This window comes from Leifsonia sp. NPDC056824 (genome assembly GCF_042789575.1).
In the GTDB taxonomy this organism is placed as follows: Bacteria; Actinomycetota; Actinomycetes; order Actinomycetales; family Microbacteriaceae; genus Leifsonia.
This window is the reverse complement of sequence record NZ_JBHUAV010000003.1, coordinates 445,569-469,920: the sequence shown is the minus strand read 5'-3', so window position 1 is coordinate 469,920 and position 24,352 is coordinate 445,569. Positions and strand designations below refer to the sequence as shown.

Annotated in this window: 27 protein-coding genes; 9 read left to right on the top strand and 18 right to left on the bottom strand. The window is 68.0% G+C overall.

Annotated features, from left to right (window positions below; all coding sequences use genetic code 11):
- Positions 1-36 precede the first annotated feature (36 nt).
- Genes ACFRFH_RS15060 through ACFRFH_RS15035 form a run of 6 tightly spaced genes read right to left on the bottom strand, consistent with a single transcriptional unit; the run spans position 37 to position 6,183 of the window.
- The gene (locus ACFRFH_RS15060; RefSeq protein ID WP_382463801.1) at positions 37-1,095 is read right to left on the bottom strand and encodes an ABC transporter ATP-binding protein; all 1,059 of its coding nucleotides are present in this window, start codon (positions 1,093-1,095) and stop codon (positions 37-39) included.
- Positions 1,095-1,907 (bottom strand): ABC transporter permease, encoded by an 813-nt coding sequence (locus tag ACFRFH_RS15055; protein WP_382463800.1) that lies wholly within the window; start codon positions 1,905-1,907, stop codon positions 1,095-1,097. The genes ACFRFH_RS15060 and ACFRFH_RS15055 overlap by 1 nt, the downstream gene beginning before the upstream one ends.
- Positions 1,904-2,878 (bottom strand): ABC transporter permease, encoded by a 975-nt coding sequence (locus ACFRFH_RS15050; RefSeq protein ID WP_382463799.1) that lies wholly within the window; start codon positions 2,876-2,878, stop codon positions 1,904-1,906. Before ACFRFH_RS15050 ends, ACFRFH_RS15055 begins: the two co-directional genes overlap by 4 nt.
- Positions 2,878-4,008 carry a PotD/PotF family extracellular solute-binding protein gene (locus tag ACFRFH_RS15045; RefSeq protein WP_382463798.1) on the bottom strand — a complete coding sequence of 377 codons (1,131 nt, stop codon included), beginning with the start codon at positions 4,006-4,008 and terminating at the stop codon, positions 2,878-2,880. Before ACFRFH_RS15045 ends, ACFRFH_RS15050 begins: the two co-directional genes overlap by 1 nt.
- Before the next feature lie 55 nt (positions 4,009-4,063).
- A complete protein-coding gene (locus ACFRFH_RS15040) occupies positions 4,064-5,044 on the bottom strand; it encodes a sugar phosphate isomerase/epimerase family protein (protein WP_382463797.1) in 981 nt (326 codons plus the stop codon).
- On the bottom strand, positions 5,041-6,183 hold the full coding sequence (locus ACFRFH_RS15035) for a Gfo/Idh/MocA family protein (protein ID WP_382463796.1): 1,143 nt from the start codon (positions 6,181-6,183) through the stop codon (positions 5,041-5,043). The genes ACFRFH_RS15040 and ACFRFH_RS15035 overlap by 4 nt, the downstream gene beginning before the upstream one ends.
- A 162-nt stretch (positions 6,184-6,345) precedes the next feature.
- Here ACFRFH_RS15035 and ACFRFH_RS15030 point away from each other — a divergent pair, with 162 nt between their 5' ends.
- Complete coding sequence (locus ACFRFH_RS15030; RefSeq protein WP_382463795.1) at positions 6,346-7,512, top strand: ROK family protein; 1,167 nt, start codon at positions 6,346-6,348, stop codon at positions 7,510-7,512.
- Positions 7,513-7,601: 89 nt separating this feature from the next.
- Here the strand turns inward: ACFRFH_RS15030 and ACFRFH_RS15025 are convergent, their stop codons facing one another.
- Positions 7,602-8,096: a peptidoglycan-binding protein gene (locus tag ACFRFH_RS15025; protein WP_382463794.1), complete on the bottom strand. Its 495-nt coding sequence runs from the start codon at positions 8,094-8,096 to the stop codon at positions 7,602-7,604.
- A 132-nt stretch (positions 8,097-8,228) separates the two neighbouring features.
- On the opposite strand from ACFRFH_RS15025, the gene ACFRFH_RS15020 reads away from it, so the two are divergent.
- The gene (locus tag ACFRFH_RS15020) at positions 8,229-8,423 is read left to right on the top strand and encodes a hypothetical protein (RefSeq protein ID WP_370056725.1); all 195 of its coding nucleotides are present in this window, start codon (positions 8,229-8,231) and stop codon (positions 8,421-8,423) included.
- Positions 8,424-8,438: 15 nt separating this feature from the next.
- On the opposite strand, the gene ACFRFH_RS15015 is transcribed toward ACFRFH_RS15020, so the two are convergent.
- The 6 genes from ACFRFH_RS15015 to ACFRFH_RS14990 form a co-directional block, all read right to left on the bottom strand.
- Positions 8,439-8,915 (bottom strand): hypothetical protein, encoded by a 477-nt coding sequence (locus ACFRFH_RS15015; protein ID WP_382463793.1) that lies wholly within the window; start codon positions 8,913-8,915, stop codon positions 8,439-8,441.
- A 304-nt stretch (positions 8,916-9,219) separates the two neighbouring features.
- A complete protein-coding gene (locus ACFRFH_RS15010; protein WP_382463792.1) occupies positions 9,220-9,459 on the bottom strand; it encodes a hypothetical protein in 240 nt (79 codons plus the stop codon).
- Positions 9,460-9,654: 195 nt separating this feature from the next.
- Entirely contained in the window at positions 9,655-11,778 is a 2,124-nt protein-coding gene (locus tag ACFRFH_RS15005) for an ATP-binding protein (RefSeq protein WP_382463791.1), read from the bottom strand.
- Between the two features lie 176 nt (positions 11,779-11,954).
- Positions 11,955-12,680 (bottom strand): hypothetical protein, encoded by a 726-nt coding sequence (locus ACFRFH_RS15000; RefSeq protein WP_382463790.1) that lies wholly within the window; start codon positions 12,678-12,680, stop codon positions 11,955-11,957.
- Between the two features lie 34 nt (positions 12,681-12,714).
- Positions 12,715-13,383, bottom strand: coding sequence for a hypothetical protein (locus tag ACFRFH_RS14995; RefSeq protein WP_382463789.1), 669 nt, complete (start codon positions 13,381-13,383; stop codon positions 12,715-12,717).
- Positions 13,380-13,709, bottom strand: a complete 330-nt coding sequence (locus tag ACFRFH_RS14990; RefSeq protein ID WP_382463788.1) for a hypothetical protein — start codon at positions 13,707-13,709, stop codon at positions 13,380-13,382. The genes ACFRFH_RS14995 and ACFRFH_RS14990 overlap by 4 nt, the downstream gene beginning before the upstream one ends.
- A 489-nt stretch (positions 13,710-14,198) precedes the next feature.
- On the opposite strand from ACFRFH_RS14990, the gene ACFRFH_RS14985 reads away from it, so the two are divergent.
- From ACFRFH_RS14985 to ACFRFH_RS14975, 3 genes are all read left to right on the top strand, one after another.
- Entirely contained in the window at positions 14,199-15,116 is a 918-nt protein-coding gene (locus ACFRFH_RS14985; protein WP_382463787.1) for a sensor histidine kinase, read from the top strand.
- Positions 15,113-15,715 carry a response regulator gene (locus ACFRFH_RS14980; protein ID WP_382463786.1) on the top strand — a complete coding sequence of 201 codons (603 nt, stop codon included), beginning with the start codon at positions 15,113-15,115 and terminating at the stop codon, positions 15,713-15,715. The genes ACFRFH_RS14985 and ACFRFH_RS14980 overlap by 4 nt, the downstream gene beginning before the upstream one ends.
- Before the next feature lie 83 nt (positions 15,716-15,798).
- The gene (locus tag ACFRFH_RS14975; protein ID WP_382463785.1) at positions 15,799-18,660 is read left to right on the top strand and encodes an AAA family ATPase; all 2,862 of its coding nucleotides are present in this window, start codon (positions 15,799-15,801) and stop codon (positions 18,658-18,660) included.
- Positions 18,661-18,681: 21 nt separating this feature from the next.
- Here ACFRFH_RS14975 and ACFRFH_RS14970 read toward each other — a convergent pair whose 3' ends face one another.
- The gene (locus ACFRFH_RS14970) at positions 18,682-19,038 is read right to left on the bottom strand and encodes a hypothetical protein (RefSeq protein WP_382463784.1); all 357 of its coding nucleotides are present in this window, start codon (positions 19,036-19,038) and stop codon (positions 18,682-18,684) included.
- A gap of 264 nt (positions 19,039-19,302) precedes the next feature.
- Here ACFRFH_RS14970 and ACFRFH_RS14965 point away from each other — a divergent pair, with 264 nt between their 5' ends.
- Positions 19,303-19,839: a hypothetical protein gene (locus ACFRFH_RS14965; protein ID WP_382463783.1), complete on the top strand. Its 537-nt coding sequence runs from the start codon at positions 19,303-19,305 to the stop codon at positions 19,837-19,839.
- A gap of 58 nt (positions 19,840-19,897) precedes the next feature.
- Here ACFRFH_RS14965 and ACFRFH_RS14960 read toward each other — a convergent pair whose 3' ends face one another.
- From ACFRFH_RS14960 to ACFRFH_RS14950, 3 genes are all read right to left on the bottom strand, one after another.
- The gene (locus ACFRFH_RS14960; protein ID WP_382463782.1) at positions 19,898-20,416 is read right to left on the bottom strand and encodes a hypothetical protein; all 519 of its coding nucleotides are present in this window, start codon (positions 20,414-20,416) and stop codon (positions 19,898-19,900) included.
- Positions 20,417-20,496: 80 nt separating this feature from the next.
- Positions 20,497-20,790 (bottom strand): hypothetical protein, encoded by a 294-nt coding sequence (locus ACFRFH_RS14955; RefSeq protein WP_382463781.1) that lies wholly within the window; start codon positions 20,788-20,790, stop codon positions 20,497-20,499.
- Between the two features lie 63 nt (positions 20,791-20,853).
- A complete protein-coding gene (locus ACFRFH_RS14950) occupies positions 20,854-21,483 on the bottom strand; it encodes a HEAT repeat domain-containing protein (protein WP_382463780.1) in 630 nt (209 codons plus the stop codon).
- A gap of 248 nt (positions 21,484-21,731) precedes the next feature.
- Between ACFRFH_RS14950 and ACFRFH_RS14945 the strand changes: the two genes are divergently transcribed.
- Positions 21,732-22,136, top strand: a complete 405-nt coding sequence (locus ACFRFH_RS14945; RefSeq protein WP_382463779.1) for a DUF6578 domain-containing protein — start codon at positions 21,732-21,734, stop codon at positions 22,134-22,136.
- Positions 22,137-22,361: 225 nt separating this feature from the next.
- Complete coding sequence (locus tag ACFRFH_RS14940; protein ID WP_382463778.1) at positions 22,362-22,490, top strand: hypothetical protein; 129 nt, start codon at positions 22,362-22,364, stop codon at positions 22,488-22,490.
- Here the strand turns inward: ACFRFH_RS14940 and ACFRFH_RS14935 are convergent.
- Positions 22,462-23,217 (bottom strand): hypothetical protein, encoded by a 756-nt coding sequence (locus ACFRFH_RS14935; RefSeq protein WP_382463777.1) that lies wholly within the window; start codon positions 23,215-23,217, stop codon positions 22,462-22,464. The genes ACFRFH_RS14940 and ACFRFH_RS14935 overlap by 29 nt on opposite strands.
- Positions 23,218-23,567: 350 nt before the next feature.
- On the opposite strand from ACFRFH_RS14935, the gene ACFRFH_RS14930 reads away from it, so the two are divergent.
- Positions 23,568-24,293, top strand: coding sequence for a hemerythrin domain-containing protein (locus tag ACFRFH_RS14930; RefSeq protein WP_382463776.1), 726 nt, complete (start codon positions 23,568-23,570; stop codon positions 24,291-24,293).
- Positions 24,294-24,352 lie beyond the last annotated feature (59 nt).

The following is a 24,352-nucleotide window of genomic DNA, read 5'->3' as shown; positions in this document are numbered from 1 at the left end:
GAGGTCGGATTCCCGCGATTAGTCACGTTTCGGCGGTCAGGCGAAGGCGTGGAGGCCTTCGGGGGCGATGGTGAAGCCGACCTGCTGACCGGGGGTCAGCGCCTCGGCGGCCTGGGAGAGCATGGTGACCGGGATGCGGAGGTCGCCCGCGACGATCTCGGCCCGCGCGAACGGCCCGAAGAAGTCGACCGCGCGCAGCACACCCGTGGCCGACCCCGGCGTGGAGGCCGCGTCCTCCGCGAGGATGCGCACACGCTCGGCCATGACCAGCACGTCGACGCGGTCGCCCTCGCGGAGGTCGTCCTGCGCCGTCGTCAGCGACAGCCCGCCGATCGCCACCCGCGCGGCCCGGCCGGAGCCGTGGACGACGCCGGTGCCGAGGGGCTGGCCGCCGAGGAACTGCGCCACGAACCGGTTCCCAGGAGTCCGGTACAGCGACTCGGGGGTGTCGTTCTGCTGGACCACACCGCGGTCGAGCATCATCACCTGGTCGCCGAGGTCCATCGCCTCCTCCTGGTCGTGGGTGACCATGATCGTCGTCAGCCCGGTCTCCCGGTGGATGCGCTTGAGCTCGCGCTGCATCTCGCCGCGGATCTTCTTGTCCAGCGCGGACAGCGGCTCGTCCAGCAGCAACAGGTCCGGGGAGGTCACGAGGGCCCGCGCCAGCGCGACCCGCTGCTGCTGGCCTCCGGAGAGCTGGGCCGGGGAGCGTCCGCCGAAGTCGCCGAGGCCGACCAGGCCCAGCATGTCCTCCGCCTTCTTCTTCGCCGCCGCCCGCGGAGTGCGGCGGGCGCGGAGCCCGTACATCACGTTGGCCAGCACCGACAGGTGCGGGAACAGCGCATAGTTCTGGAAGACGAACCCGATGTTGCGCTTCTCCACCGAGAGCCGGGTCACATCGCGCGACCCGACCCGGATGGAGCCGCCGTCGGGGTCCTCCAGGCCGGCGACGATGCGCAGCAGAGTGGACTTGCCGGACCCGGAGGAGCCCAGCATGCAGCAGAAGGCGCCATCGCCGACGCGGAGGTCCAGCGGTTCGAGGACGCGGGTGCCGTTGAACGTCTTCGACACACCCGTCACAGTGAGCTCGGCCATCAGTTTCCTTTGTTCGTAGAGGTCGTGAAGAGCTTGGCGGCGTTGCCGGACAGCCAGTTGAGGATGACCACCAGCAGCACCGTGGAGAGGATGATGATCGTCGCCAGCGCGTCCACGTCGGGCGTCACGCCGAGGCGGACCATCGAGTAGATCTGCACCGGCAGCGTCGACACCCCGATCGGGGCGAGGAAGAGCTGGATCGCGAAGTTGTTGAACGTGATCACGAAGGCCAGCAGGCCTCCCGCGATGATGGACGGCCCGATCAGCGGGATGGTGATGGTCAGGAACGTCCGCAGCGGGCCGGCGCCGAGCGAGTGCGCCGCCTCCGCGTAATTCGGGTTCAGGTCGCGCAGCCGGCCGGAGACGATCAGCACGACGAACGGCAGCGAGGTCACGATCGAGGCGAGGATCAGCCCGAGCGTGCTCGACCCGAGGCCCAGCCAGCCGAACACCACGACGAACCCGGCGGCGAGGATCAGCGCAGGGACCGTGAGCAGGGCGAGCAGGAGGCTGTTGATCGGAGCCGTGATGTAGATGCGGCTGCGGGCCATCCCGAGGGAGAGCAGCGTGCCGACGATGACGGCGAAGATCGTCGCCTGCGTCGCCAGGTTGAGGCTGGTGAGCAGCGCGTCCACGAGGGCCTGATCGTGCGAGAGGTTGGCGTACCAGTCGAGGGTGAAGTGGAACGGGAACGTGCCGTACCGGGACTGGTTGAGGCTGAGCGCGGTCATGGCCAGCAGCGGCAGTGCCAGGACGACCAGCACCACGAACAGCCAGACCTTCATCAGCCGGGGCAGGACGGCGGTCTTCATCGCAGGACTCCTTCTGTGGTCAGCGCATCCTCGGCGATGAGGGTCTGCGCAGCGACGCTCTCCACGCGCGGCCGGCCCGCCTTCGAGACACCCGACAACGCGGAGCGCGACCACGACAGCAGCCCGGTCACGCCTCCGACGATCGCCAGCGACGTCACCAGCAGCACCAGCGACATCGCCACCGCGAACTGCTGGTGGACTCCCGCGGAGAGCTGGGCGGAGATGGTGTTGCCGAGCATCTGCCCGTTGGGGCCGCCGAGGATGGCGGGCTCGGCGAACGCCCCGACGGTCTGCACGAAAGTGAGGGCGAAGTTCACGCCGATCATCGCCGAGCTGAGCGGCCAGATGACCCGCGTGAACACGAAGCCCTTCGACGCGCCCAGGGTGCGGGAGGCCTCCAGCACCGACCCGCTGATCTGCTCGGAGGCCGAGTACATCACCAGGATCGCGGTGGGGATGGACTCCTGGATCAGCATGAGGATGTTCGCCGCCGGCGTGTACATGATCGACGCCTGCGGGTCGGCGAGCCCGATCGAGGACAGGAACGACATCACCGGCCCACCGGCCTGGATGAGGCTGACGAACCCGTAGATCAGCAGCAGCTGCGACGTGATGTACGGGATGATGACGAACCCGAGGATCAGCGGCTTCGCCCGCGGGCTCGTGTAACGGGCCAGCGCCCACGCCGCCGGCCAGGCCAGCGCGATGCTGACCACGGTCACGCAGAACGCGATCAGCAGCGTCCGGCTCAGCAGCGACATATACACCGCGCTCGAGAACATCTCCGTGAAGTTCTCGACGGTGAAGCCGCCGGAGCCGTTCGTGAACCCGATGATCAGCAGCGCGACCAGCGGGAGCAGGGCGAACAGGACGAGCAGGAGGCCGCCGGGGGTGAGCAGGAAGCCCGTGCCCAGGGCCCCCCTGGCCCGCCGCCGGGGACGGCGGGCCAGGGAGAGAGGGGCGGTGGTCATCAGGAGCCGGCTTTCACCTGCGTCCAGGCGTCGACCCACGACTGGAGCCGGTCCGCGGGCTGCGGGAGCTGCAGCGCGAGGCTCGAGATCTTGTCGGGGTTCGCCTGGAGGCGGTCCAGCGTGGCCGGTTCGAGCGCGGCGACGACCGACTTGTTCGCCGGGGCCGGCGAGGAGTCGGCGGGGGTGTTCGCCCACTTGGTGAGGAAGTCCTTGCCGGTCATGTAGTTCAGCCACTTGTAGGCGAGGTCGAGGTGCTGCGTCTTGGCCGCGATCGCCCAGTTGTCGATCCAGCCGACCGCGCCCTCCTTGGTGATCTCGTACTTGAAGTTCGTGGTCCCCGGCGCCTTGGCGTCGATCAGGCCGCCGATGCCGTCGGAGTTCGCGATCCCCGCGACGATGGCGCCGCTGGCGATGCCCTTGGCGAGGTCGTCGGTGGACGAGTACAGCAGCTTGGCGTTGTCCTTCAGCTTCTGCAGCGCCGGCGTGACCTTCGCCATGTCGGGGTTCTGCGGGTCCTCACCGAGGTACAGGGCGGTGATCGGGACGAGCACGGTCGCGTCGTCGATGAGCGCGATCTGGCCCTTGTACTTCGGGTCCCACAGCACGCTGAGCGAGTCGGGCGTCGGCGTCACCTTGCTGCCGTCGAAGAACAGGCCAGTACTGCCCCAGGTCCACGGGACGCCGTAGAGCTTGCCGTCCTTGCGGATCTCCTTGCGGCCGGAGAAGTCCGGGTAGAAGTCGTTGTAGTTCGTCAGCTTGGCGGTGTCCAGCTCGTGGAAGATGCCCTGGTCGATGCCCTGGCCGATGTACTGGATGTTCGGCAGGGCGACGTCGATGCCGCCGTTGGCCTTGTTCACCAGCTGCAGCTCGTTCGACTCGGAGTCGATGTACTGGAACTTGAGGGTGGCCCCCGTCTCCTTCTTGAAGTCGGTGGCGACCCAGGGCAGGTCGGCGCCGTAGCCCTTCCAGATGGCGACGGTGAGGGTGTTGCTGCCGCTGCCCGAGGCGCTCGGCGACAGCGAGCACGAGGTCAGTGCGACGGCCGCGGCGACGGCTGCTCCGACGGCGATGCTCGTCCGTCGTGCGATGGAGCGGCGCCGTTGCCCTTTGGTGCTGCGTGAGATGTTCACGTCATTCTCTCCTTGTTGTTGTGGTGCGTCTGTCCACTCTTGGCGGTGGGGTGGGTCAGAGGATGCCGGCGGTGGCGTCCTCCAGGTAGGTGCGTGCCGCGATGAGCTGCCCGACCGGGTCGGAGGCGGCGTCGAGCTCCAGCAGGATGCCGCCCTCGTAGCCGATCCCGGCGAGAGTCGCCGCGAAGGCGGGCCAGTCGACGATGCCCTGGCCTGCGGCGCGGAAGTACGGGCGGTGCCGCTCCCAGATGCCCTCGTCCACGAGCGCGTGCTCGCGGAAGGCGCCGGCGGCGTCCTTCCAGTGCGCGATGACGACGCGCTCGCGGTGGCGCGAGACGAGCTGGACCGGGTCGCCCCCGCCGAGCACGATGTGGCCGGTGTCCGGGCAGAACGCGACGAGGAACGGGTCGGTCAGCAGCAGGAACAGGTCGACGTCGCGCGGCGTCCAGAACACCGAGTGGCTCTCGGTGTGCAGGGCGAGGGTCACGCCGTGCCGCTTCGTGATCGCGCCGACCTCGTTGGCGATGTCGGCGATCGGCGCCGCGGTTGCGAGGTCGACCGGCGCGAGGCCGTCGCCCTGCGCGTTGTTGCGGCGCATCGGGAGCCCGGCGACCAGGAAGGAGGCGCCGATGCCCGCGAGGAAGGCGGCCTCGGTCTCCGCGGCGGCGAGGATGGCGGCGCGCGTGGCCGGGTCGGTCACGTCCTCCGCGTGCTCGATGTCGGCGAAGTAGGCGCTGACCACCGAGAGGCCGCGGCGCTCCAGCTCGGCGGAGAAGGCCTCCGCCGATCCGTAGGCGGCGATCGCGGTCTGGCGGTCGGCGGGCGGGAAGGTCATCTCGAACTCGGCGACGCCGGCCTCCTGGAGTGCGTCGAGGATCGTGTCCCACACCCGGCGCGGCTCGGCGGCGGCGAGGGCCTCCAGCGAATCGCGGCCGGTGAGGCCCCAGAAGCCCGGGTCGAAGAAGGTGATCAGGTCGACGCCGAAGGCGCGGGTCGTGGCCGGGGCGCTCGTCGTCGATGCGGTGGTGGCGGTCATGCGATCGCGGTCTCCTCGAGGGATGCCGAGCGCCAGGTCTCCGTAGCCGGGGCCGGGCGCTCGCAGGTGGTGGTCAGGGTGTGGACGCCGTCGGTGCCGTTCGCGATCGCGTCGAGCACCTCCAGCACATGCAGGGCGAAGTCGGCGCTGGTGCGGTGCGGCTCGCCGGTCAGCGCGGCGGCGAGGTCGGCGACGCCGGGGCCGCGCAGCGGAAGCAGTTCCTCCAGGAGACCGTCCGTGAAGCCGTCGATGACGGCGGGCAGCTCGCGCCACTCGTCCTCACCGTGCAGGCGGACGCGCACCGGGTCGTCGTAGTTGTTGGGGTCGGGGACGCTCAGCGTGCCCTTCGAGCCGTACAGCTCGATGAACGGGAGGTTGTGGTCCCAGACGTCGAAGCTCGCCAGCACGGTGCCGATCGCGCCCGAGGCGAAGTCGAGCGTCGCCGAGGCGTGCGTCGGAATGGTGACGTCGATGGACTCCACCCGCCGGCCCGGGGTGGAGACCGGCCGGACGGTGCTGCCGATCCGGGCGCTGGCGTAGACCGTCGAGACCGGGCCGAGGAGGTTGACCAGCGCGGCGATGTAGTACGGGCCCATGTCGAGCGCGGGGCCGCCGCCCGGGATGAAGAGGAAGGTGGGGTCCGGGTGCCAGAGCTCGGCCTTGCTGTGGGTGACGAACGCGCTCGCGCCGATCACCTCGCCGATCAGGCCGGCGTCCACCGCGGCGCGCGCGGTCTGGCCTGCCGCGCCGAGGAAGGTGTCCGGCGCCGAGCCGAACAGCACGCCGCGCTCCCGGGCCTCCGCCACCAGCGGGGCCGCCGTGGCGAAGGAGGCCGTGAGCGGCTTCTCCGTGAAGACGTGCTTTCCCGTCGCGAGGAGGGAGCGGGTCACGCTCTCGTGCGCCAACGGCGGGGTGAGGTTGACGAGGATGTCCACGCCCTCCGCCGCGGCCAGCTCCTCGACGCTCGCGAAGACCGGGACGCCGTAGCGCTCCCCCGCCGCCTGCGCGAGCTCCTGGCTCAGGTCGGTGCAGCCGACGATGCGGAGGCCGTCGAAGCGCTCCAGCCCGCGGAAGTACGCGCCCGAGATGTTGCCGCAGCCGACGATGCCGACCCCGATCCGGTCTTTCTGAACAGTCACGCTGGCCCTTCTCCTTCGAAGCTCTCGGCGGAGGAAGCACGTTTGCTTTTCGCCGTTGAACGGGAACGTTAGCAATTATGCGCGGTAATAGCAAAACTATTTTTTCTCGCGTAAGATCAGGCACTGGCACGAAGGGGTAGACCACACATGGATCATTCGGAGATGCGGCAGCGCAACGCCGCCAGCACGCTCGGCATCCTGTACCGCACCGGTCCGGCGAAGATGACCGAGCTGCAGCAGGAGTCGGGGCTGTCGCGGCGGACGATCGAGCTGATCCTCGACGACCTCATGGACTCCGGCTGGGTCGTGGAGCTGGCCGCGGCCTCCCCCGACGCCCGGCCGGTCGGCCGCCCCGCGCGGTCCTTCGCGTTCCGCTACGACGCCGCGTGCGTCGTCGCGCTGCAGCTGGAGGCCGGCCAGATCCACGCGACCGTCGCCGACCTGGCGACCACGATCCTCGGCGACCTGCGGGTGCCGCTGCCGATCAAGACCTCCCGGGCCGAGCGCCTCAGCCTCCTGGACGACTGCGTGACCCGGCTGCTCGACGAGGCGGCGGTCGACCGGTCGGCCGTCGTCGCCGTCACCGTCTCCACCCCCGGCATCGTCCGCGACGACGGAATGGTCGACCTCCCGATGACCATGCCGGAGTGGACCGGCTTCTCACTGCGCGACGCGGTGGGCGAGCTGTTCGACTGCCCGGTCCGCGTCGAGAACGACGCGAAGGTCGCCGCGCTCGGCGAGAAGTGGTCGCGCGACGGCGAGGTGCAGGATTTCGCCTACATCTTCTCGGACAGCGAGCGCATCGGTATCGGTCTGGTGCTGCGCAACGAGCTCTACCGCGGCCGCGACGGCGCCGCCGGTGAGGTGAGCTGGGCACGCGACCTCGGCCTGCACGACCTGGTCAGCCCGCTGCTGGTCGACCTGGACGACGAGCTCGCGCCCGGCCACGCCGCGACGTGGGAGCTCGTGACCGCCGCCCGCGCCGGCGAAGCGCACGCACTAGCGGAGGTCGACCGCCTCGCGAGCGCGCTCAGCACCGGCGTCACCCTGATCGCGTGGCTGCTCGCGCCGGAGGAGATCATCCTGGGAGGCTCGCTCGGCACGCTGGCGGACCTCCTCATCCCCGCCCTCGAACGCAAGCTGGCCACCAACGACCGCCCCATCGAGACCCGCCTCCGCGGCTCGCAGTACGGCGACGCCAGCGTCCTGACCGGCTGCCTCCGCATGTGCATCGAGTCCCTCGGCGACCAGCTCTTCACACCCGCGGGGGTAGCCCGCATCGGCCGAGCCCGAATCCCCCTCCCCACCCCCGAAGAGGCCGCCAGCTAACCCGCCCCCTCCAACAGGAGATCTCGGCCTGACACACCCTGTATCTCCTTCCGACCCCCGTTCGGAAGGAGATCCAGTCGCGTCTTCCTTCAGGAGATCACGTACTCCAACCCCACCGCCGTCTCCAGCGTCGCGCTGGCCGCGTGGAGCGAGACGCTCCAGGTCTGATCCCCCACCACGCCGTCGACCGTGACGCCGCCCCAGCCCTGGAACGCCTCCACCGAGGCGCGGGTGTGCGGCCCGAAGATCCCGTCGATGCCGCCCGGCGTGACGCCGCCCCATTGGTCGGCCCCGTTGGTGAGGATGGTCTGGAGGCTGGAGACGACCGGTCCGGTCGAGCCTTCGCTCAGCACCGGCATCGGCCCGCCGTCCGGGAGGGCGGCCCAGGTGAGCGGCCCCACGATCCCGTCCGGCACGAGTCCCGCGCCGCTCTGGAAGTCGATGATCGCGGCCTTCGTCGCGGGCCCGAAGATCCCGTCGACGACGATGCCGAGGTTCGGTGTTCGACGCACCGCGCGCTGGGCCCGCTTGACCGCGTCGCCGGTGTCGCCCTCCTGCACCGTCGGCTGTCCTGGATTCGGCATGATGGCTCCTCTCGTCCGAGCGCCGCCAGTGTGGCAGACCGCCCGGTCTACGGCAAGACGCTGATCCTGGGCGTTCCGCGGGCGCCCGCGTGGCCGCGCGTGTCCCGCGAATGGGGGGCCTACCGTTGGCGCATGGCGATCAGAATCGAGCTGCGGACGGCGGACTGCCCCGTCTGCGGAAAACGCATGAACGGCACCGTGAAGATGCTCGGCAACCCCGGCCAGGCCGGCTTCCGCACGGCCCCGCAGGATGTGCACTGCGTGTCGGGCTGCGAGCGGGCGCTCGGCGACAACCGGGAGCGGATGCTGGGGGTGTTTCAGGAGTAGCCGTCGCGCCGGCCCTTACGGCCGGGCCGCGCGCCCGGACCGGAAGTACTCGCTGGCCGGCTTGATGAAGATCAGGACGGTGGCGATCACGCCGAGCACGACACGTACGGCCCCGATCCCGTAGCCGCTCACGATGCCGACCAGGGAGAGGATAGTCACGACCAGCAGGACGATCCGCGCCCAGTTCGCGCCGCGCCGCATGAACACGGCGAACAGGACGTAGGCGGCGATGTAGAGGATGCCGAAGATCACGCTGACGGTGATGGAGGCCCCGACAGCCGCGCCGGAGATCTTGCCGCCGGTGCTCTGCTGCACCTGCGCCGTCACGGTGCCGACCGAGGCCAGTGCGATGATCAGCAGGACCAGACTCAACGCCGCGCTCGCGATGTAGAGCCAGAACGCCGTGTTGACCTGCTTCGGCGCAGTCACTGCGCCTCCCGTCGCCGTCGTGCGCGGTGCCGCTCCTGGGACGTCCGCCTGCGGTGCGCTCATATCCAACCCTCCGGTTCGCTCTGAAACCGGTCGTCCGACCGGCGTCGCACACGGTAGGCCGCACGTTGCGTTTGAGCAATGGTCATTTTTGGACCATACGCGGTCGGGCCGGATTCTTAGCCGCGTCTTAGACCCGGTAGGTGAAAATGCATCAGCGACGTCGGCGGCCGCCCTCCCCCAAGGCAGTTCGCCGCCGGCGCCGCTTTCGAATCCGTGACGCTTCGGCGGGATGGCCGGCTTCGACGGCGCGGCAACCGCAAGGGCGGTTCCCCACGCCGAACCATCCGGTCTTGTCACCCCTCTCCTACGTCGTGGAGTCGAACGCCAGCGCGATCGCACTGCGTGCGGACAGGCTGCGCCCATCGATCTGCGCTTGCCGGAACGCGTCTGCGAGTGGGCTGTCGATGATCGCGTCAACGGCAGGTCCGTAGAGGGCGACCGCGAAGGAGTTCCGCAGTCCGGTCTGATCGCGAATGGACTGCGCCGCCCCGAGAAGAAGTCCCGCGCGTTCGGCGTCGCCCGATCCGGCCGCGAAGACCGCCATCGCCTCCAGCCTGTAGGCCACTCCTTCGTCGTGGCCGAGATCCGCGGACAGCTGGAGTGCGGCGCGGAACTCCTGCGCGGCTCGGTCCGGCTGTGCGAGCGCGAGGTGTGCCCACGCGACGTGGTGGAGGGCGAGCGTTTCGCTGAGCTCGTTGTGATCGGCGCGGGTCAGCGCCAGGCTTTCCTCGAAGCGGCTCTACGCCGCATCCGGTCTCCCCATCACGAGGTCGCAGCGCCCGAGGGTGATCAACGCGTGGGCCTCGCCCCAGGTGTACCCGCTGCCACGGAACAGTGCGATCGCCCTTTCGAACGCGTCGATCGCCTGTGGCAGCCCCGGGCTCGGCGCCGAGAGCACGGCGACGCCGAACATGGTCAGCGCCAGGGCCTCACCGATCGGTTCTCCGGCGTCGTGGAACAGTTCGGCGCTCCGTGCCAGCCGTTGCTCACCGACGTCCTGCTCGTCTTGCCAGTAGCCGATGAACGACCGGAAGTACAGGGCGATCGCCTGTGTCGTGTCGTCCAGCGCGTCCACGTCGGCCAGCATCGTGTCGGCCCAGCGGCGGACCTCCCCGAGGTCGCCGTTGACCCACCAGTACACGAACAACGCCATCGCCAGATGAGCGGCTCGGTCGAAACTCCGGCTGTCGAGGAGGTAGCGCTGCACCGAGCGCAGGTTGTCTCGTTCATCGTTCAGCCGTTGCACGAGTTCCCGCTGATGGGGGCCTTCGAGGTCGGTTTGGATGCGGTCGGCCCAGCCCAGGTAGTACTGCGCCTGACGCTCGTGCAGTTCGTCGAGCTCGTCGTCGCTCAACTGCCCGAGGGCGAACTCGCGGATGGTGGATAGCATGAGGAACTGCGTCCAGGTTCCGCGGTCCCGTTCCGTGACGAGGCTGTTGTCGACCAGGTCCCCGAGCACCGCGAACACGTCGACCTCTGCTCCGCCGAGGACGGTGGCCTCCGCCGCCTCCAGAGAGAAGCCGCCGCGGAAGACGCCGAGCCGGGTGAACACCGTGCGCGTCTGCTCGTCGAGCAGTCCGACGCTCCACTCGATCGCTCCCCGGAGAGTCTGCTGCCGTTCTGGGAGGTCCCTGGCTCCGCCGATGAGGATCGTGAGCGTCCGATCCAGCCGTTCGAGCAACGAGGCCGGGGACAGCAGCCGGATCCGGGCCGCTGCCAGCTCGATCGCCAGGGGCAGCCCGTCGAGCGCCACACAGATCCGTCCGACGACGTCCCGGTTCTCCGGACTGAGCTCGAATCGCGGTTTGACGGCGCGGGCGCGATCGACGAACAACTGCACCGCCGGACTGAGGGGCCCTTCGGTGTCGGTGTCCAGGGGCTCGACTTCGAAGGTCCGTTCGCCGCTCACCCGCAGCGGAGCCCGGCTCGTCACCATGATCTGCAGGTCGGACACGTCGGCAAGGAGGCTCGCGACGGCGGGGGCCGCGCTGACCACCTGCTCGAAGTTGTCGAGCACCACCAGGGTCCGCCGTTCGCGGAGCGCGATGACGAGCTTGTCCGAAAGCGGAGCATCCCCGATGTCCCGGACTCCGACGGCTTGCGCGATGGCGCTCAGCACTCGTTCCGGGTCCCGCACCGTCGCCAGCGGCACGAACGCGGTGCCCCCGACGAACCGACTCCCCACTTCTCGGGCGACCTCGATCGCCAACCGGGTCTTACCGATCCCGCCTGGCCCGATCAGCGTCACGAGGCGGGCCCCGCCGTCACCCAACAGGTCCGTGAGCTCCTGAATGTTATTCTCCCGGCCGATCAAGCTGGTCAGGGGTTCCGGAAGCCGGTTCCGGAGCGTCACGGCGGCCCTGTCCTCGCCGGATCGGGTCCCGGCACGGCTCTGGTCGAAGCGTTCCGCCAGCAGCGTGGCCAGGTCGCTTTCGAGCACGACCTCGAGTTCGGCAACGGAGCCGACGTACTTGAACGAGGCGCTGTCATCGTCCCGTATCCTCGCCAGCAGCTCGGCGAGCCTCGGCTCTCGCGCCTCCGCGGGTTCCTTGATGTAGATCAGCTTCGGGACGGTTGCCGGCACCAGGTTGTACTCGTCCTCCAGCCCCGACACCTGCTCGTCGGGTGCGATCCAGCCGTAGCGTTCCCCGTAGAGTCCGACGAAGACGTCGCTCTGCTCCAGGTATGCCCGGTACAGTTCGCGCGGCGGATGCGGCCGCGCGCCGAGCTCGAACATGACCGGGGCCAAATGCAACCGCTCGATCGCCGCCCGGGCGGCGCCGCGCTCGGGCGCAAGCTCCTTCAGCGTCGAACTGACGAAGACACGTATTCGCTGGTCCGGGGTGCGGATCACTCCGCTCATGCCGGAAAGTTTCCTTCCCGCACACAGCCGTGGCTACCCCCAGTTGAGCTCTTCCGGCACCCCCGGCCGGTGTTGCACAGGGCGGACCGGCAGGTCTACCTTTCACGAGAAGCGGGATCAGAGCATCTGATCCCCGCGTGGGGCGCTCGTGTGGGGCTGCATGAGCTGCCCGGCGGTCAGCCGCCGTACTTGGAGTGGATGACGATCGACGTTCCGTTGGAGCTGCAGATCTGCCCCGCGAGGGTCTCCGCCACCGTGAAGTCCCCTGGGGGCGCATGCATGACGCCGCCGGGGTGATCACCCGTCCCGGTCAGCCATTCCGCGAGGGAGGGGACGACAGTGCCGAGCAGGCCGGCCGACGAGGGATTCTTCTTCGTCTGGGCCGCCAAGGCTGCGACATCGGTCTTCGCCGACGCCGTCAGTTGCGTCCATTGCAGGTCGGAGACGTCACCGTGGTCGTGTCCCTGGTCGGCGTTCACGTAGGCGTCCTGAATCCTGCTGAGGGCGTGGCATTCCTCGGCGGTCACCGGATCGGGTGTGAAAGCCGACGTGCTGAAGTTCATCGTCGCAGCGAACCGGGTGGCATCGGGGACGATCAGTTCGATGGTGAGGCGGGTGTCCGGCGCGATGCTGTGGATGTCGAAGTCGAGTCTCTGTGCGCCACCGCACATGCCGTCTCGAGGCAGATCGACCTCCGGACCGACCGAGTAGAGACCGGAGGTGCAACTGAAATCGACATGGAGTGAGCGGGCTCCGGCCGGGACGGTCAGCAGCACGGAGGCGCGACCCGTGTGAAAGAGCTGCGCGGTCGGCCAGGCGGCAGTCGAGATCGCCGGGCTGACCGACGTTCCGGGTTGCGAAGCGGTGCAGCCGGCCAGAGCCGCACCGACCAGCAGCGTCACGATCCCTGACGCGATCAGTCGCCGGCCGGCCAGCTCACACCTCTTTCGTCAGGTCGCGGTCCCCGCGGATACCGCAGACGGTCCGGAGGGCGCCAACGGCCCGTTCCAGTTGCTCGTCGCGCACGAATCGCGGAAGGACGCGTCCGAATCGCATGAGGTGGACGGTGATCCGGCCCCGGACGAGCCCGTCGGTGCAGACGAGGTCGAGTGTCGGGACGATGCGAGCACCCGTCTGCGCCGAACCGATCTCGACGCCCACGACGACGGATGTGCGGAACGCGGCGACTTCTCGCGGTTCGCGGGCGCCGCGGAAGAACCGGATCAGATCACGGTCGGCGACGAGAGTCATGTACGCGCTGGCGACGAGTCGGGTCCGCTTCCCCGTGCTCTGCAGCGCGAACGCATCCGCGCTCGAGACGAGCGCGGGGTCGGTGGAGACGGAGACGATGAAAGCGTTCGGGTGCGCTTCGGCGAGAGTGCGTGTGCGGATCCGGTCCAGCCAGGCGAACCATTCGAAAAGGACGATCATCAAGCCGAGGCACCCGGCCACGATCAGACCGAGCACGGAAACGACATCGACCCAGCTGAACCCGTCGGCGTGCGCCGCGACGGCGCGCATCACCAGCCCGAACAGTGCGACCGCGATGGCAACACCGTACGCAGTCGCTGCCGCCGGCGAAACCCGGCGCTTCCGCTCCGTCATCGGCAACCGACGAACCCGGAGGTGACGATTCCCCTGCTCACGCCCGCCTGTTCGATGGCAGCCTGGATGTGGTCCTTGAGGAGCCCCGCGAGGATGACCGCCTCGGTCTCCCCCCGGTCTTTCATTATCTTGAGGTCAGCGGCCGACACTTCGCTCAGCGAGACGGGCTCTGTTTGCCAGCGCGGCTCTGTGACGATCGCACGCGCTGTGGTGACAGCCTGCTCTGTCGCGGGATCAGCGGCCGACGGGTCGCGCTTCACGGAGAGTGTGAGGCAGCCTTGTCCGGTCGTGCCATCGCTAAGTTGAAAGACGCGGCGGATCGACACGTCTGGACGGTCCGAGGACGCCGTCGGTCGTGCAGAGGCGCTCGGGATCGGCGCCTTCGCTTCGGAGGCCGAGCTGCAACCGGTCATCGCTGCCGACAGTGTCAGCGCGGCCCCGAGAGCGGCGGCGAGCAGCCACCGGCGACCCCGTGTCCCCCTCATGCGTGAACCTGCTCCCCGTTTTCGTGACCCCGTTGAGTTCGATCGGCGTGCTCGGGTGGCAGGCCCCCCTCTGCCTGCCACCCAGCGTCGCGATCCCCCGCGGCACGACGCTCTTTTTCACGCTATCGGCACTCGCGGGGGCGAGGGAATGTAGCCAAAGTAACATCCGGGTTGGCGCGAGCCGGGCTTCTGAGCGTCCATGATTGTCGTGTGGTCCCAGGTAGCCCCACCCAGCTCTCCGCGGACGAGGCCGCCCGTCTCGACGTCCGCATCACCGACGAACTGGTTCGCCGGCTGACCGCGCGAGGGAGTGCGCTCACCGCTGATCCGGTGGTCATCGAACAGGTCGCCGCCCAAGTACACAGGATTCTGCGGCGCACGTTCGCATCCCTCTGTGGCTCCGTCGACGATGCGCCCCCGCCAGCACCGCCCTCCGGCGTCGGGAGGACACGAGCTGCGCAGAACATCCATCCGAGCGACAGCCTCAACGCGGCGACCCTCCTGTTCGACATCGCCCTGACCGAACTCGCGTTCGACCAGCATGACCCGTCAGAGGTGGCCCGCGCCCTCAACGCGGCGATCATGGACGAGGTCGTCCCGGCATCGCTCGCGTATGTCGATGCGCTGCTGGAACGTCTGGCGGTCGCACACACCGAGGAACGACTCGGGATCTCACGCGAACTCCACGATCGAGTCGCCCACGGAATCGCGGCGGGAATCCAACGTGTCCGCCTCAGCCGGCAACCGACGAGCGCCGCAGCGGGACGCATCGCCGAAGCGCTCGACCTTCTCGAGTCGGCATTGGAGGAGACACGCTCCCTGGCTCTCGACCTCCGGCACTCCGTCGGCGACAAACTCCTCGATCAGGCGATCCTCGACTACGTCGTCGATCTCGTCTCAGAACCGCCGCACGTCGACGCTTCGAGCGAGGGCACCCCGCGCTCCCTGCCGGCGGGTGTCCAGGAGGAAGCGTTCATCATCGTTCGCGAAGCCATCCACAACGCACGCCGCCACTCGCGCGCCGGCCGTATCACTGTGGTCTCGAATTGGCGCCGCGACCGGTTGCGGATCAGCGTTGCGGACGACGGAGTCGGCTTCGAGCGTGACACGATCCGCCCGGGCGCACTCGGCCTCATCGCCGCCCAGGAGCGCGCGGAACTCATCGGCGCGGACCTGTCCATCGACTCCCGCCCGGGAGCCGGGACCACAGTGGCGTTGACGATCGCACGGCGGGAGTCCAGCGCATGACCCGGACGGTGGTGCTCGCCGATGACCACGCCCTCTTCCGCAAGGGAGTGCGCGCCCTCATCGAACGCGACTTCGATGTCGTCGGTGAGGCGAGCGACGGGGACGCCGCGATCAGACTCGTGGAGGACACCACACCCGACGTACTGTTGCTGGATGTCGAGATGCCGGGGCCGCCGCCCGAGCAGACCATCAGCACCGTCCGACGACGGTCGCCGACGACGGCCGTCATCATCCTCACCATGCACACCGACGCCGTCCTTCAGCGCCAGCTCATCCGAGCGGGCGCATCGGCCTTCGCGGACAAGAGCATCAGCGAGAGCGCACTCCACCGCCTCATCGCCACCGCACGACCTCAGGCGGCCTCCCCGCCGGACGAGGCATCGCAGAAGAGCCAACCGGATCGAGTTCTCACGGAACGGGAACTGGAGGTCATCAGGATGATCGCGCAGGCGTACACCAACCGCGAGATCAGCACACGCCTCAACATCACCGAAGGCACCGTCAAGAGGCACACGACCAACATCTACGCGAAGCTCCACGCCACCTCGCGAATCGACGCGGTGCGGAAAGTCGTCCGGCTACGCCTGCTGGAGACGTGAGGTCCTGAGCCGAAGCGGCCCTGTCTCAGGGCGCAGGACCCGTGGGACCATGTCCTATGCCTCCCGCGAGGACGAGCCCCGTCATGGTCGGCCGTGCGGCCGAGCTGGCGGCGATGCGCGACGTGTTCGCTGCAGGCTCGGCGGGCGTCGCGCGCGTGGCACTCGTGTCGGGGGAAGCCGGCATCGGCAAGACCCGCCTCATCGATGAGTTCCTCCACGAGATCGAGGCCGCACCGCACAGGCCGCCTGTCGTGGTCGCGACGGGACAGTGCGTGGACCTGGGAGATTTCGGCGCTCCGTTCACTCCGATCCGTCGAATGCTCCGCGAGCTGTATGCCGCCGTCGGCGATCGTGACTTCCGGGATGCCGCGGGCGCGGCGCTCGCCGTCAAGGCACTGTGTGCTCTGGTGCCGGAACTCGCGCCGGACTCCGACATCACGCCGGACGTCCCTCCGGAGTTCATCGGTGAGGCGGTCGAGCGAGTGGTCGCCGGCTTGGGCCAGGCTCGTCACCTGGTCCTGGTGTTCGAAGACATGCACTGGGCGGACCCCGCGACTCTCGCCCTGATGACGGCGCTGAGCATCACGCCGCGTTCCGCGCATGTGACGACCGTGATGACGTACCGCTCCGACGAGGTCGGGCTCGCTCATCCGCTGCACGCGCTTCTGGCCGAGTTGGATCGTCACCGCACGGTCACCACTCTGCCTCTCACGCGGCTCGAGGCAGCGGATGCCGAGCAGATCGCCCGGGCTGTCAGCGCAGGCCTCGGTCACGACAAGGCCGCGGCGATCGCGGCCCGCAGCGAGGGCGTGCCGTTCTTCATCGAGGAACTCGCCGAGTTGGACGTCGGCACGCCGTTACCCGTCACGCTCCGCGATGTCGTGCTGGCCCGCTACGAGCGTTTGAGCCCGCTCGCTGCCGGCGTGGTCGCGACGGTGGCTGTGGGTGGCGTGCATGTCGACGACGACCTGGTCGCCGAGGTCTACGACGGCGGCCCCGACTCGCTCCGGATCGGGTTGCGCGAAGCGATCGAGGCGAGCGTGCTGGTCACCGAAGGCGATGGGTACCGGTTTCGGCACGCGCTCATCCAGGAGGCTGTGCACGATGTCCTCCTGCCGGGGGAACGCGTGGAGCTGCATGCCCGCTACGCCTCCTCCCTTCACCGTCGCGTGTCGGCAGGTCACCGGGAGCACGCGGCCGAACTGGCCGAACACTGGCTCAGGGCCCGTCGCATCCCGGAAGCGTTCGACGCCGTTCTCGTGGCGCGCGATCATGCGAACGACACGCTCGCGCCGATCTCCGCCGCCACGCTCGGCGAACGCCTGCTCGAACTGTGGTCCCTGGTACCCGACGCGCAAGTGCGAGCGGGACTTTCGCGCGCCGCCGTCGCTCTGGAGGTCGCGCGCGCGTACGAGGACGCCGGCGAACGCGGACGAGCGTTCACTGCGGCCGAGGCGGGCCTGCGACTGGCCGAACCCGGCGAGACGCTGCTGCGTTCGCGGCTGCTGTTCGAAATCGGCAGCCGGCACCGCAGCGCCGGACGCCGCGACAAGGCATCGGAATGCTTCCTCGCGGCGCGAAGGCTCCTGGATGCCGACGGCGAGCCGGACGAACGCGCGCTGCTGGCGCGGATCGATGCGACCCGGGCGATCACCGACGAACGGCTCGCCTCGACAGCCCGTGAGGTGACGGACCGTGCCGTGGCACTCGCGGAGGGTGCGGGAGACCCTGCCTCACTCACGTACGCCCTCTTCTCGCGTGCGCACTGGCTTGACGAGTGGGGGGATTTCGACGGCGGCGGCGTCGCACTGCGCCGGGCGGCGGCAGTGGCGGCAGACGTCGGCACCCATCTTGCCGCCATGGTCAACCTGACCGGTCACCTCCTCCTGATCGGGGAGTATCAGGAAGGCATCGAGGTCGGGCGACGCGCCTACGACGAGGCGATCGCCGCCGGTCAAGAACGCGGGCTCGGCGCATTCCTCAGTCTCAACCTCGCCGAGACGGCGATCGACCTGGGCGACGTCGAGTTCGGCGTCGCCTGCGGCGAAAGGGCACTCCCCTTTCTCCCGACCACTCCGTACTTCCAGAACTGCATCCTCCTCGTTCTGGCGATGGCGGCGCTCTGGGACGACGACGGCGATCGTTCGCGCGCCCTCCGGGAACGCGAAAAGGAGGTGGTGGCCGACGACGGCAACGACGAGAACATCGTCGGCCGGCTGCTGCTCGACGGATATGCCGCGCTGACGGAGGCTGAACCGCACCATCCTGTCGAGGGTTCGGACGCACTCGGCGAACGGATACTGACCGTTCTCGACTGGGAGCGCCCCGGGCGAACAGAATATCTGCTCCCCATGGCGGGCTGGCTCGCCATGCGCGAGCCGGCCCTGCGCGACAGGCTGCTACCCGCGATTCAACATGCACGGGCGATCCCGTCCACGGGTCCGCAATCCGCCGCCTTCGGGGCCGTCGCGTGTGCGTTCACCGACGACACGGTCTCAGCGTGGCGTGATGCGCTCGCCCAGGCCGAGGAGGGGCGCATCCCGAACCGGTACGTGCACCTCGCGCGCCTCCGGCTGGCCGAGGCTCTCCTCGAGAGCCGCCGACGCGACGAAGCGGCCGCCCTCCTCGAGCGGGTGGTCGCCGAAGCGCCCGGGAGAGGGGCGTCCCTCATCGCCAGGTGGGCGCGCGAGCTCATCATCCGCGCGCGCCTGAACCTGCCGGACGTCGTGCCGCGCGCCGACGCAGCCGGCGCTCCACCGCTCACCCGGCGCGAACGGCAGATCCTCGCGCTCGTGGCGGAGGGACTCACCAATCGGGAGATCGCCGGCCGACTCTACATCTCACCGAAAACGGTGTCCGTGCACGTCTCCGCGATCCTCGCCAAGCTTGGGGCTGCCAACCGAGCGGAGGCTGCCGCGTTCTACGCGGTCGCGTCCGCGGGATGAGCCCTCCCCTCCTGACGGCGGTCACCCGCTGCCCGGCACCAGCACACCCATCGGTGTCCCGTTCTGGCTGCAGGCGGCCACCGCATGGCGCAGGTCGCCCTGGAACGGCTGGCCATTCGGGTCGAACGTCGCCCCCGCGACGACCGGCGGGGTGATCGTGGTGTCTTCCAGGAGCCCGCCTACCTGACTTTCCAGTCCGTGGCTGACGAGCATGCTCAGCGCCTTCAACGACGTCGGCGCCGTGTTCACGATCGCCGCGTACTGCGCATCCGACAGCGTGCCCTTCGCACGGTCCATGTACGCGTTATCGAGCTCGGTTTGCACCGTCGCGAGGACCGCGCAGCTCTCCCCGATGCGATCGCGCGGGTCGGAGAACACGGGTGAGACCGTCGGGGTCGGGCTGGGCGGATCGGAGTGCGGTCTCGCCACCGATGGAACGGTGCAACCCACAAGAGCCGCCGTGCAGCACAAGGCCGCGATCGTGCCGAACGCGAGGCGTCCTGTTCCCCCTGCTGGACTGAGCGTCATCGTCCCTCCCCCAGCCTGATCGTAGCGGCCCAGCGGTCCGCGGCCCAGAAATACCTGCGCCGGCGGTCGATTCCGTGGATACTTGCCGGAACGGCGTCAGAGCGGGGAGGAACCATGAGCGTCGACCTTGATCGTCCGACGGCGGCCGCGGCACGGCTGGAAGCCAGACCCGGCTCGCGTCGATGGCCGACGATCTTCGTCGGCCTGGTGGCCGGCGTCACACTCGGCGTCCTCGGAACGATCGCTGTCGGCGCTCTGACCGGCGCGGTCTCACCGAACCTGTCCGGCGCCGCCGCGGAGATCCCGGTGCTCGCTCAACCTCAGCAGCAAGCCGACGCACTCCCGACGAACATCCCCGGCTTCGATCGTGCGTTCATCGTCGCCGGCTCCTCACGGCTGGTCGGTCAGGTGGACGGGGTCACTTACTACCTGTCGCGGCCGACAGGCGGCGGAGTGTGCTTGCTCATCCTGCCCGCTGCGCCGTCGATCCGCTGGGCGCAGAGCTGTGGTGACCACCTACCGATCGGTGTCGCCACCGCCGACGCAGGCAGCGCCCGCGTGGTGAGCTCGGAGACCCCCACGCCGCAAGGCGCGATCCGGCTGGGGCTCAACGTTCTCGTCGACCCGACGTCGACGATGCTGAACCACTGAGGGCAACTCCTCCGCTTGCCGCACCGACCACCCCACGCGGGCAGTTTGGGCGCTTTCGCTAGTGCGCGGTAGCGGAACTAATCAATGTGCTGACCGCCGCGGCCGCCGCCAGAACAACGCCCGCCACTTCAAACCCAATGGCGACCAAGAGACGGTTCGCCTTCTTTCGGTTCGCTGCTCGTGCCGCTTGAATCATGTCAAGGTACGGCTTCGTCAGCTTGGGCCCAGCCGTGTATTCCGACTCCGCGAAGATCTCCGGGCTCATTATGCCCCGGAGATTCCCAATGTTCAGTTCCTCATAAGCCCGCGGACTTGCAACAGAGATCGCGACGCACGCGCTGACGGCGAAAACGAGGACCGCTGTTGTGAAGGCCGCCACAGACCACCACTCAAGATGAACACGCGCCGCCCCCGTGATCGCACCGATCGCGAGGAACAACGTGGTCAGAGTGCCGGAAGTTTTTATCACGTCAGACGCCCGCGTCTCCAGGCTCGCTTTCGTGCCGCGCTCCTCAGCGAGCTGATCGTCGACAATGCGGAAAATTCGCCCAGATATGGGCGCCCCTGACTGCGACACCGGAGACGGGTACGGCTGAACGGGCGGCTCTGCTCGATCACCGCTGTCCGAGCCGAACTCCCCCCAAAAACCTCGAACCTTCACAGAGCACCGTCCGTCGCGGTCGCTTCACCGTCCGAAAGCAAAGTGATCGCCAGCGAGTCGCCGGTGCTGTCCTTGATGGTTCCGTGCCACACGTCTTCACCGGAGAAATCGTCGACGTGAGCGGCGTCGCTCAGCTCTATCGTTACGATCGCGTACTCGTCGCGTTGCCCCACACGGAATGCGCCATCTTCGGGGACGAGAAGAACCTCGTTCCCTGCGCTGAGGGCAGACGCGTTGCCTTCGATGATCTTGACAACCACCTCGGTACCGACTTCCCAGTCTTCAGGCATCACCGCATCCTTCGCGCTTGGTCGTCAGTATTGCGTCGGACTGCTTTGCGCGACAAGAGGGAGTTACGACGGTCGCCGGTCCATCCCAGCAACGCCCTGGTTGAGCTTCTTCAGCGCCTTGGCCGCTTCGCGCCGAACAAGCGGCCTCTCGTGGGTGAGCATCTTCTCCAGTGGAACGCGTGATCGCGGATCTTTCTGCCGGCCCAGCGCTTCGGCTGCATGTGCCGCAATATCGTCCTCGTCGAGGAGATCCCACAGAACCCGCACTGCTCGCGGGTCCTTTGACCGCCCGAAAAAGCGAAGCAGCTGCTCTCGGTCTCTCCCATATGCTCGGTCCCGCGCCAACGCTTCGAGTTCATCGAAGTACTGATCGCCGGCCAGCCCACCCAACGCATTCCCGATCGCCCATCGCACAGCCCGATACTGTCCAACCTCGGGCAGCCTGAAGCGATCGATCAGCACCGGAGGCGCCAGCTTGCGTGCGCCGGGAACCGTGAGCGCCCTCACGATCGGCTCCTCCACCCTGCTGCGAACCTCCCACGGCACGCGCTCATCAAGATGAGCCAACCAGTCGACGAGCACGGGCACAGCCTCGTCGTACGATTCGCGCGTATTGACGAGCTCCCAGAGGTCATCGATCTCCACACCGACCTGGCTGAGCTCGAACAGCAACTCAATGGGCGCCCTCGTCATTTCGCGCGACTCCCTATCTGAATAGACGTTCGAGGCGGCGCCCTTCGGGGCGTCGACCGTTCAGCAGCGCGACCAGAAGCATGCCTCGACGGTAGCGTCACCAGGGGGCCTCACCCGGAATGGGGGCGGCCAGTACGGGATCTTCTGGGGTGTACCGCGGTCGATCAACGCCGCGATCTTGACTCCCTGAAGCTCACTGCCGCCAGACCAACCCGAGTGAGCGCCACCCCCTGCGCCACAATGAACGAGTGAACGTGAACGTGGAAATAGCCGACTGGGAGCAGGAATGCTGCGGCACGCGGATCTCTCTGAACCAGGTTGTGACGTTGGATGTCTTCGCTCGCCCCGAGTCGGTCCCCGCGGAGCAAGCGTGGGGCACTGGCCTAACGGATTTGTTCGAGAGCCATCACGACATGTTCACGGGCGGTACCCGCGTTACCGGACGCGTAGCGCGGATTCGAGCAGTCTGGGCACCCTACGGAGGCCCCGTGATAGCGGGCAATCTGGCGGACGTTGAGCAGATACGGGGGGCCGAAGACCTGGGAGACGGTGTCAACTACGGCCGCGAGGTCTTCCCCAACGCGTTTGTGGTGACCCTGAGTGTTGCCGAAGGGGTGGAGCTCCCTTCAGGCCCGGCAGAGCCTAACCCCTGACGTCATCGACACACGTCAAAGCCCCGCCCATCTAGGTGACTCGCAACCTAGGTTCGCCGCTCCGCCCGCTCCATCAGGACGAGCTCGACGACACGCACAACCTCGTCGAGCGTCAGGCGGTAGGTCACGCAGGGCCATCTGGGCTCCGGAGAAGTCGGTGTCCGGCCGACGGCGGTCCGTGGCCTTCGCAGTACTAGCAGTCATCCTCCACCTCCTGCCCAGTGGATGCCGGACAACGCCAACTACGGGTGCGAGTATGTCACCCGGTACGTTTTCGTCCTCAGCAGCTACGGGCTCAGCATCAGCCAGCAGGACGCAGACGCGATCAAGCAGACGCTGAAGGACCGCCCGTAATTTGAGCCCGGATGGCGTCCCACCGAGGATCGGTCCCGTCATCGCGGAGGCCGTGCGCCTCAGTGAAGTACTGCCAGCACGCGCCCGCAAGAGCAGAGGCATCCAGAATCGGAGCCACCGCCGCGATCGCCTCGGTCAAAGCTTTCCGGGTCCGATCCAGTTCGACGGTGAAATCGCTGAGCCGCGGCTCCCACCCTTTCTTCGCAACCGGTTTAGCCGCCCCGAGAGCCATGTACGCGTAGCCTCGGTCGTTCTTCGCGAAGAAGACGGTGTCCGACGAGAGATCGCCGAAGTCGAGCGCCCACAGGACGGGGGTCCGTTCCGCGCGCCATTCGGGGATCATCGCCTCCACGAGGTAGTTCGTTGCGTGTCTCACTGGTTCGACCAGGCCGTCAAAGAAGCCGACCGGGTCCTCGTCCTCCCAGAAATCCCAGCCGGGGTCGTCCACTGAAAGGGAGTAGGTCCAGCCGTGCTCGTTGTGGAATCTGGACACCGGCTGCTCTAGGAACTCCTTGGAACGGATGACGGAAAGCGCGGCCCGCAAAGCATCCGTCTTACCGACGAGCTTCGCTGGCTTATCCTCCTCGTCAAGGACGGAGACGAGTTCCAGCCCGGTGCGCACGTTAGAACGAGCGAGCACTCGCACCGCGTCCACGTAGTTAGCGCTTGCTTCGAACTGCGCCCGCCTCACCGCGTCCAGCATCCGCTCGCGATCCCTGGTCTTCATCGTGCACCTCCCCTGACTTACTAGGTCTACGCCCCGGGATGCGCTTAGGCGATATCGGGAAGACCACGGGCGCCGAACCCATCAACGCCCGTCCTGGCCGGCACTGGGTGAACCGTGTTTCACACCGCCGCACAGATACCCGGCGTGACTACTTCAACTCAGACCCGTCAGCCGGCCGGTATCCTCCCGCCGGAATTCGTTCGGCTCGCCCGGCCGAGGTCGACACGAGATCTCGCGACGTTGCGTGGGGTGTACCGCTCCGCACTCGTGAGGCGCGCCTGGTGCGCAGCCCTGAGCGGGAGATATGCTCCGGCCGGGGAAAGCCGAGGTTTGAAAGAGGGGGTGACCCCGTGACCGATTTTTTTGTGATGAAGCCGGGCGAGACCGCAGCTCCGCTACCTCCGGGTCCTGTGCTCTGTGCCGGGTCAGCGGACATGCGTCGCATCCACCGGTTCTTCCTGTGGGCGTACGAGGAGGCCCCAGGACTTGTGCGCTCGGTGAAGCCGGGCGACACTGCCCGCTCAGCCGAGGTAGGTGATGTCCTGTCCAACTTCGACAAGGGGTTGCTTGTGCATCACGAAGGCGAGGACCTATTGATGTACCCGACGCTGGCTGAGCGAGCGCCGGCGTGCGCGTTGCACGTCGAGCAAATGCTTCAACAGCATCGGCAGGTCGCGGAACTGGTTGACGCGCTGGAACCGTTGCGCACGCGATGGATCGAAACAGCGGACGCCGGCGTCGGCGGCGAGCTCGCTCACACCTACGAAGACCTCTCCACTGTGCTTCAGACGCATCTCAGGCGTGAGGTCACCGAGGTGATGCCCGCCGTGGACCGTGTTCTCACTGAGGCCGAGCTCACCAAGGTCGGGCAGCATGGCATCGACACGCTCGACAGGAAGCTCCTGCTCAGCTATCTCGGAATGATCTTGGCAGCCAACCCGGAGGGTGAGCGTAAAGAGCTGTTCGTTCAGATGCCGCTGCCGGTTCGGATTTTGTACCGCGTCGTCGGGCGGCGCATGTACCGCCGGCGGTACGCGGACCTATTCCCCGGTCGTCCGATCCCGGCCGCACTTTAGCCAGCCCGGCGCGAGACAACGGATCTGCGGAGTACCTAGCCAGTCACGCGGAGGGACGG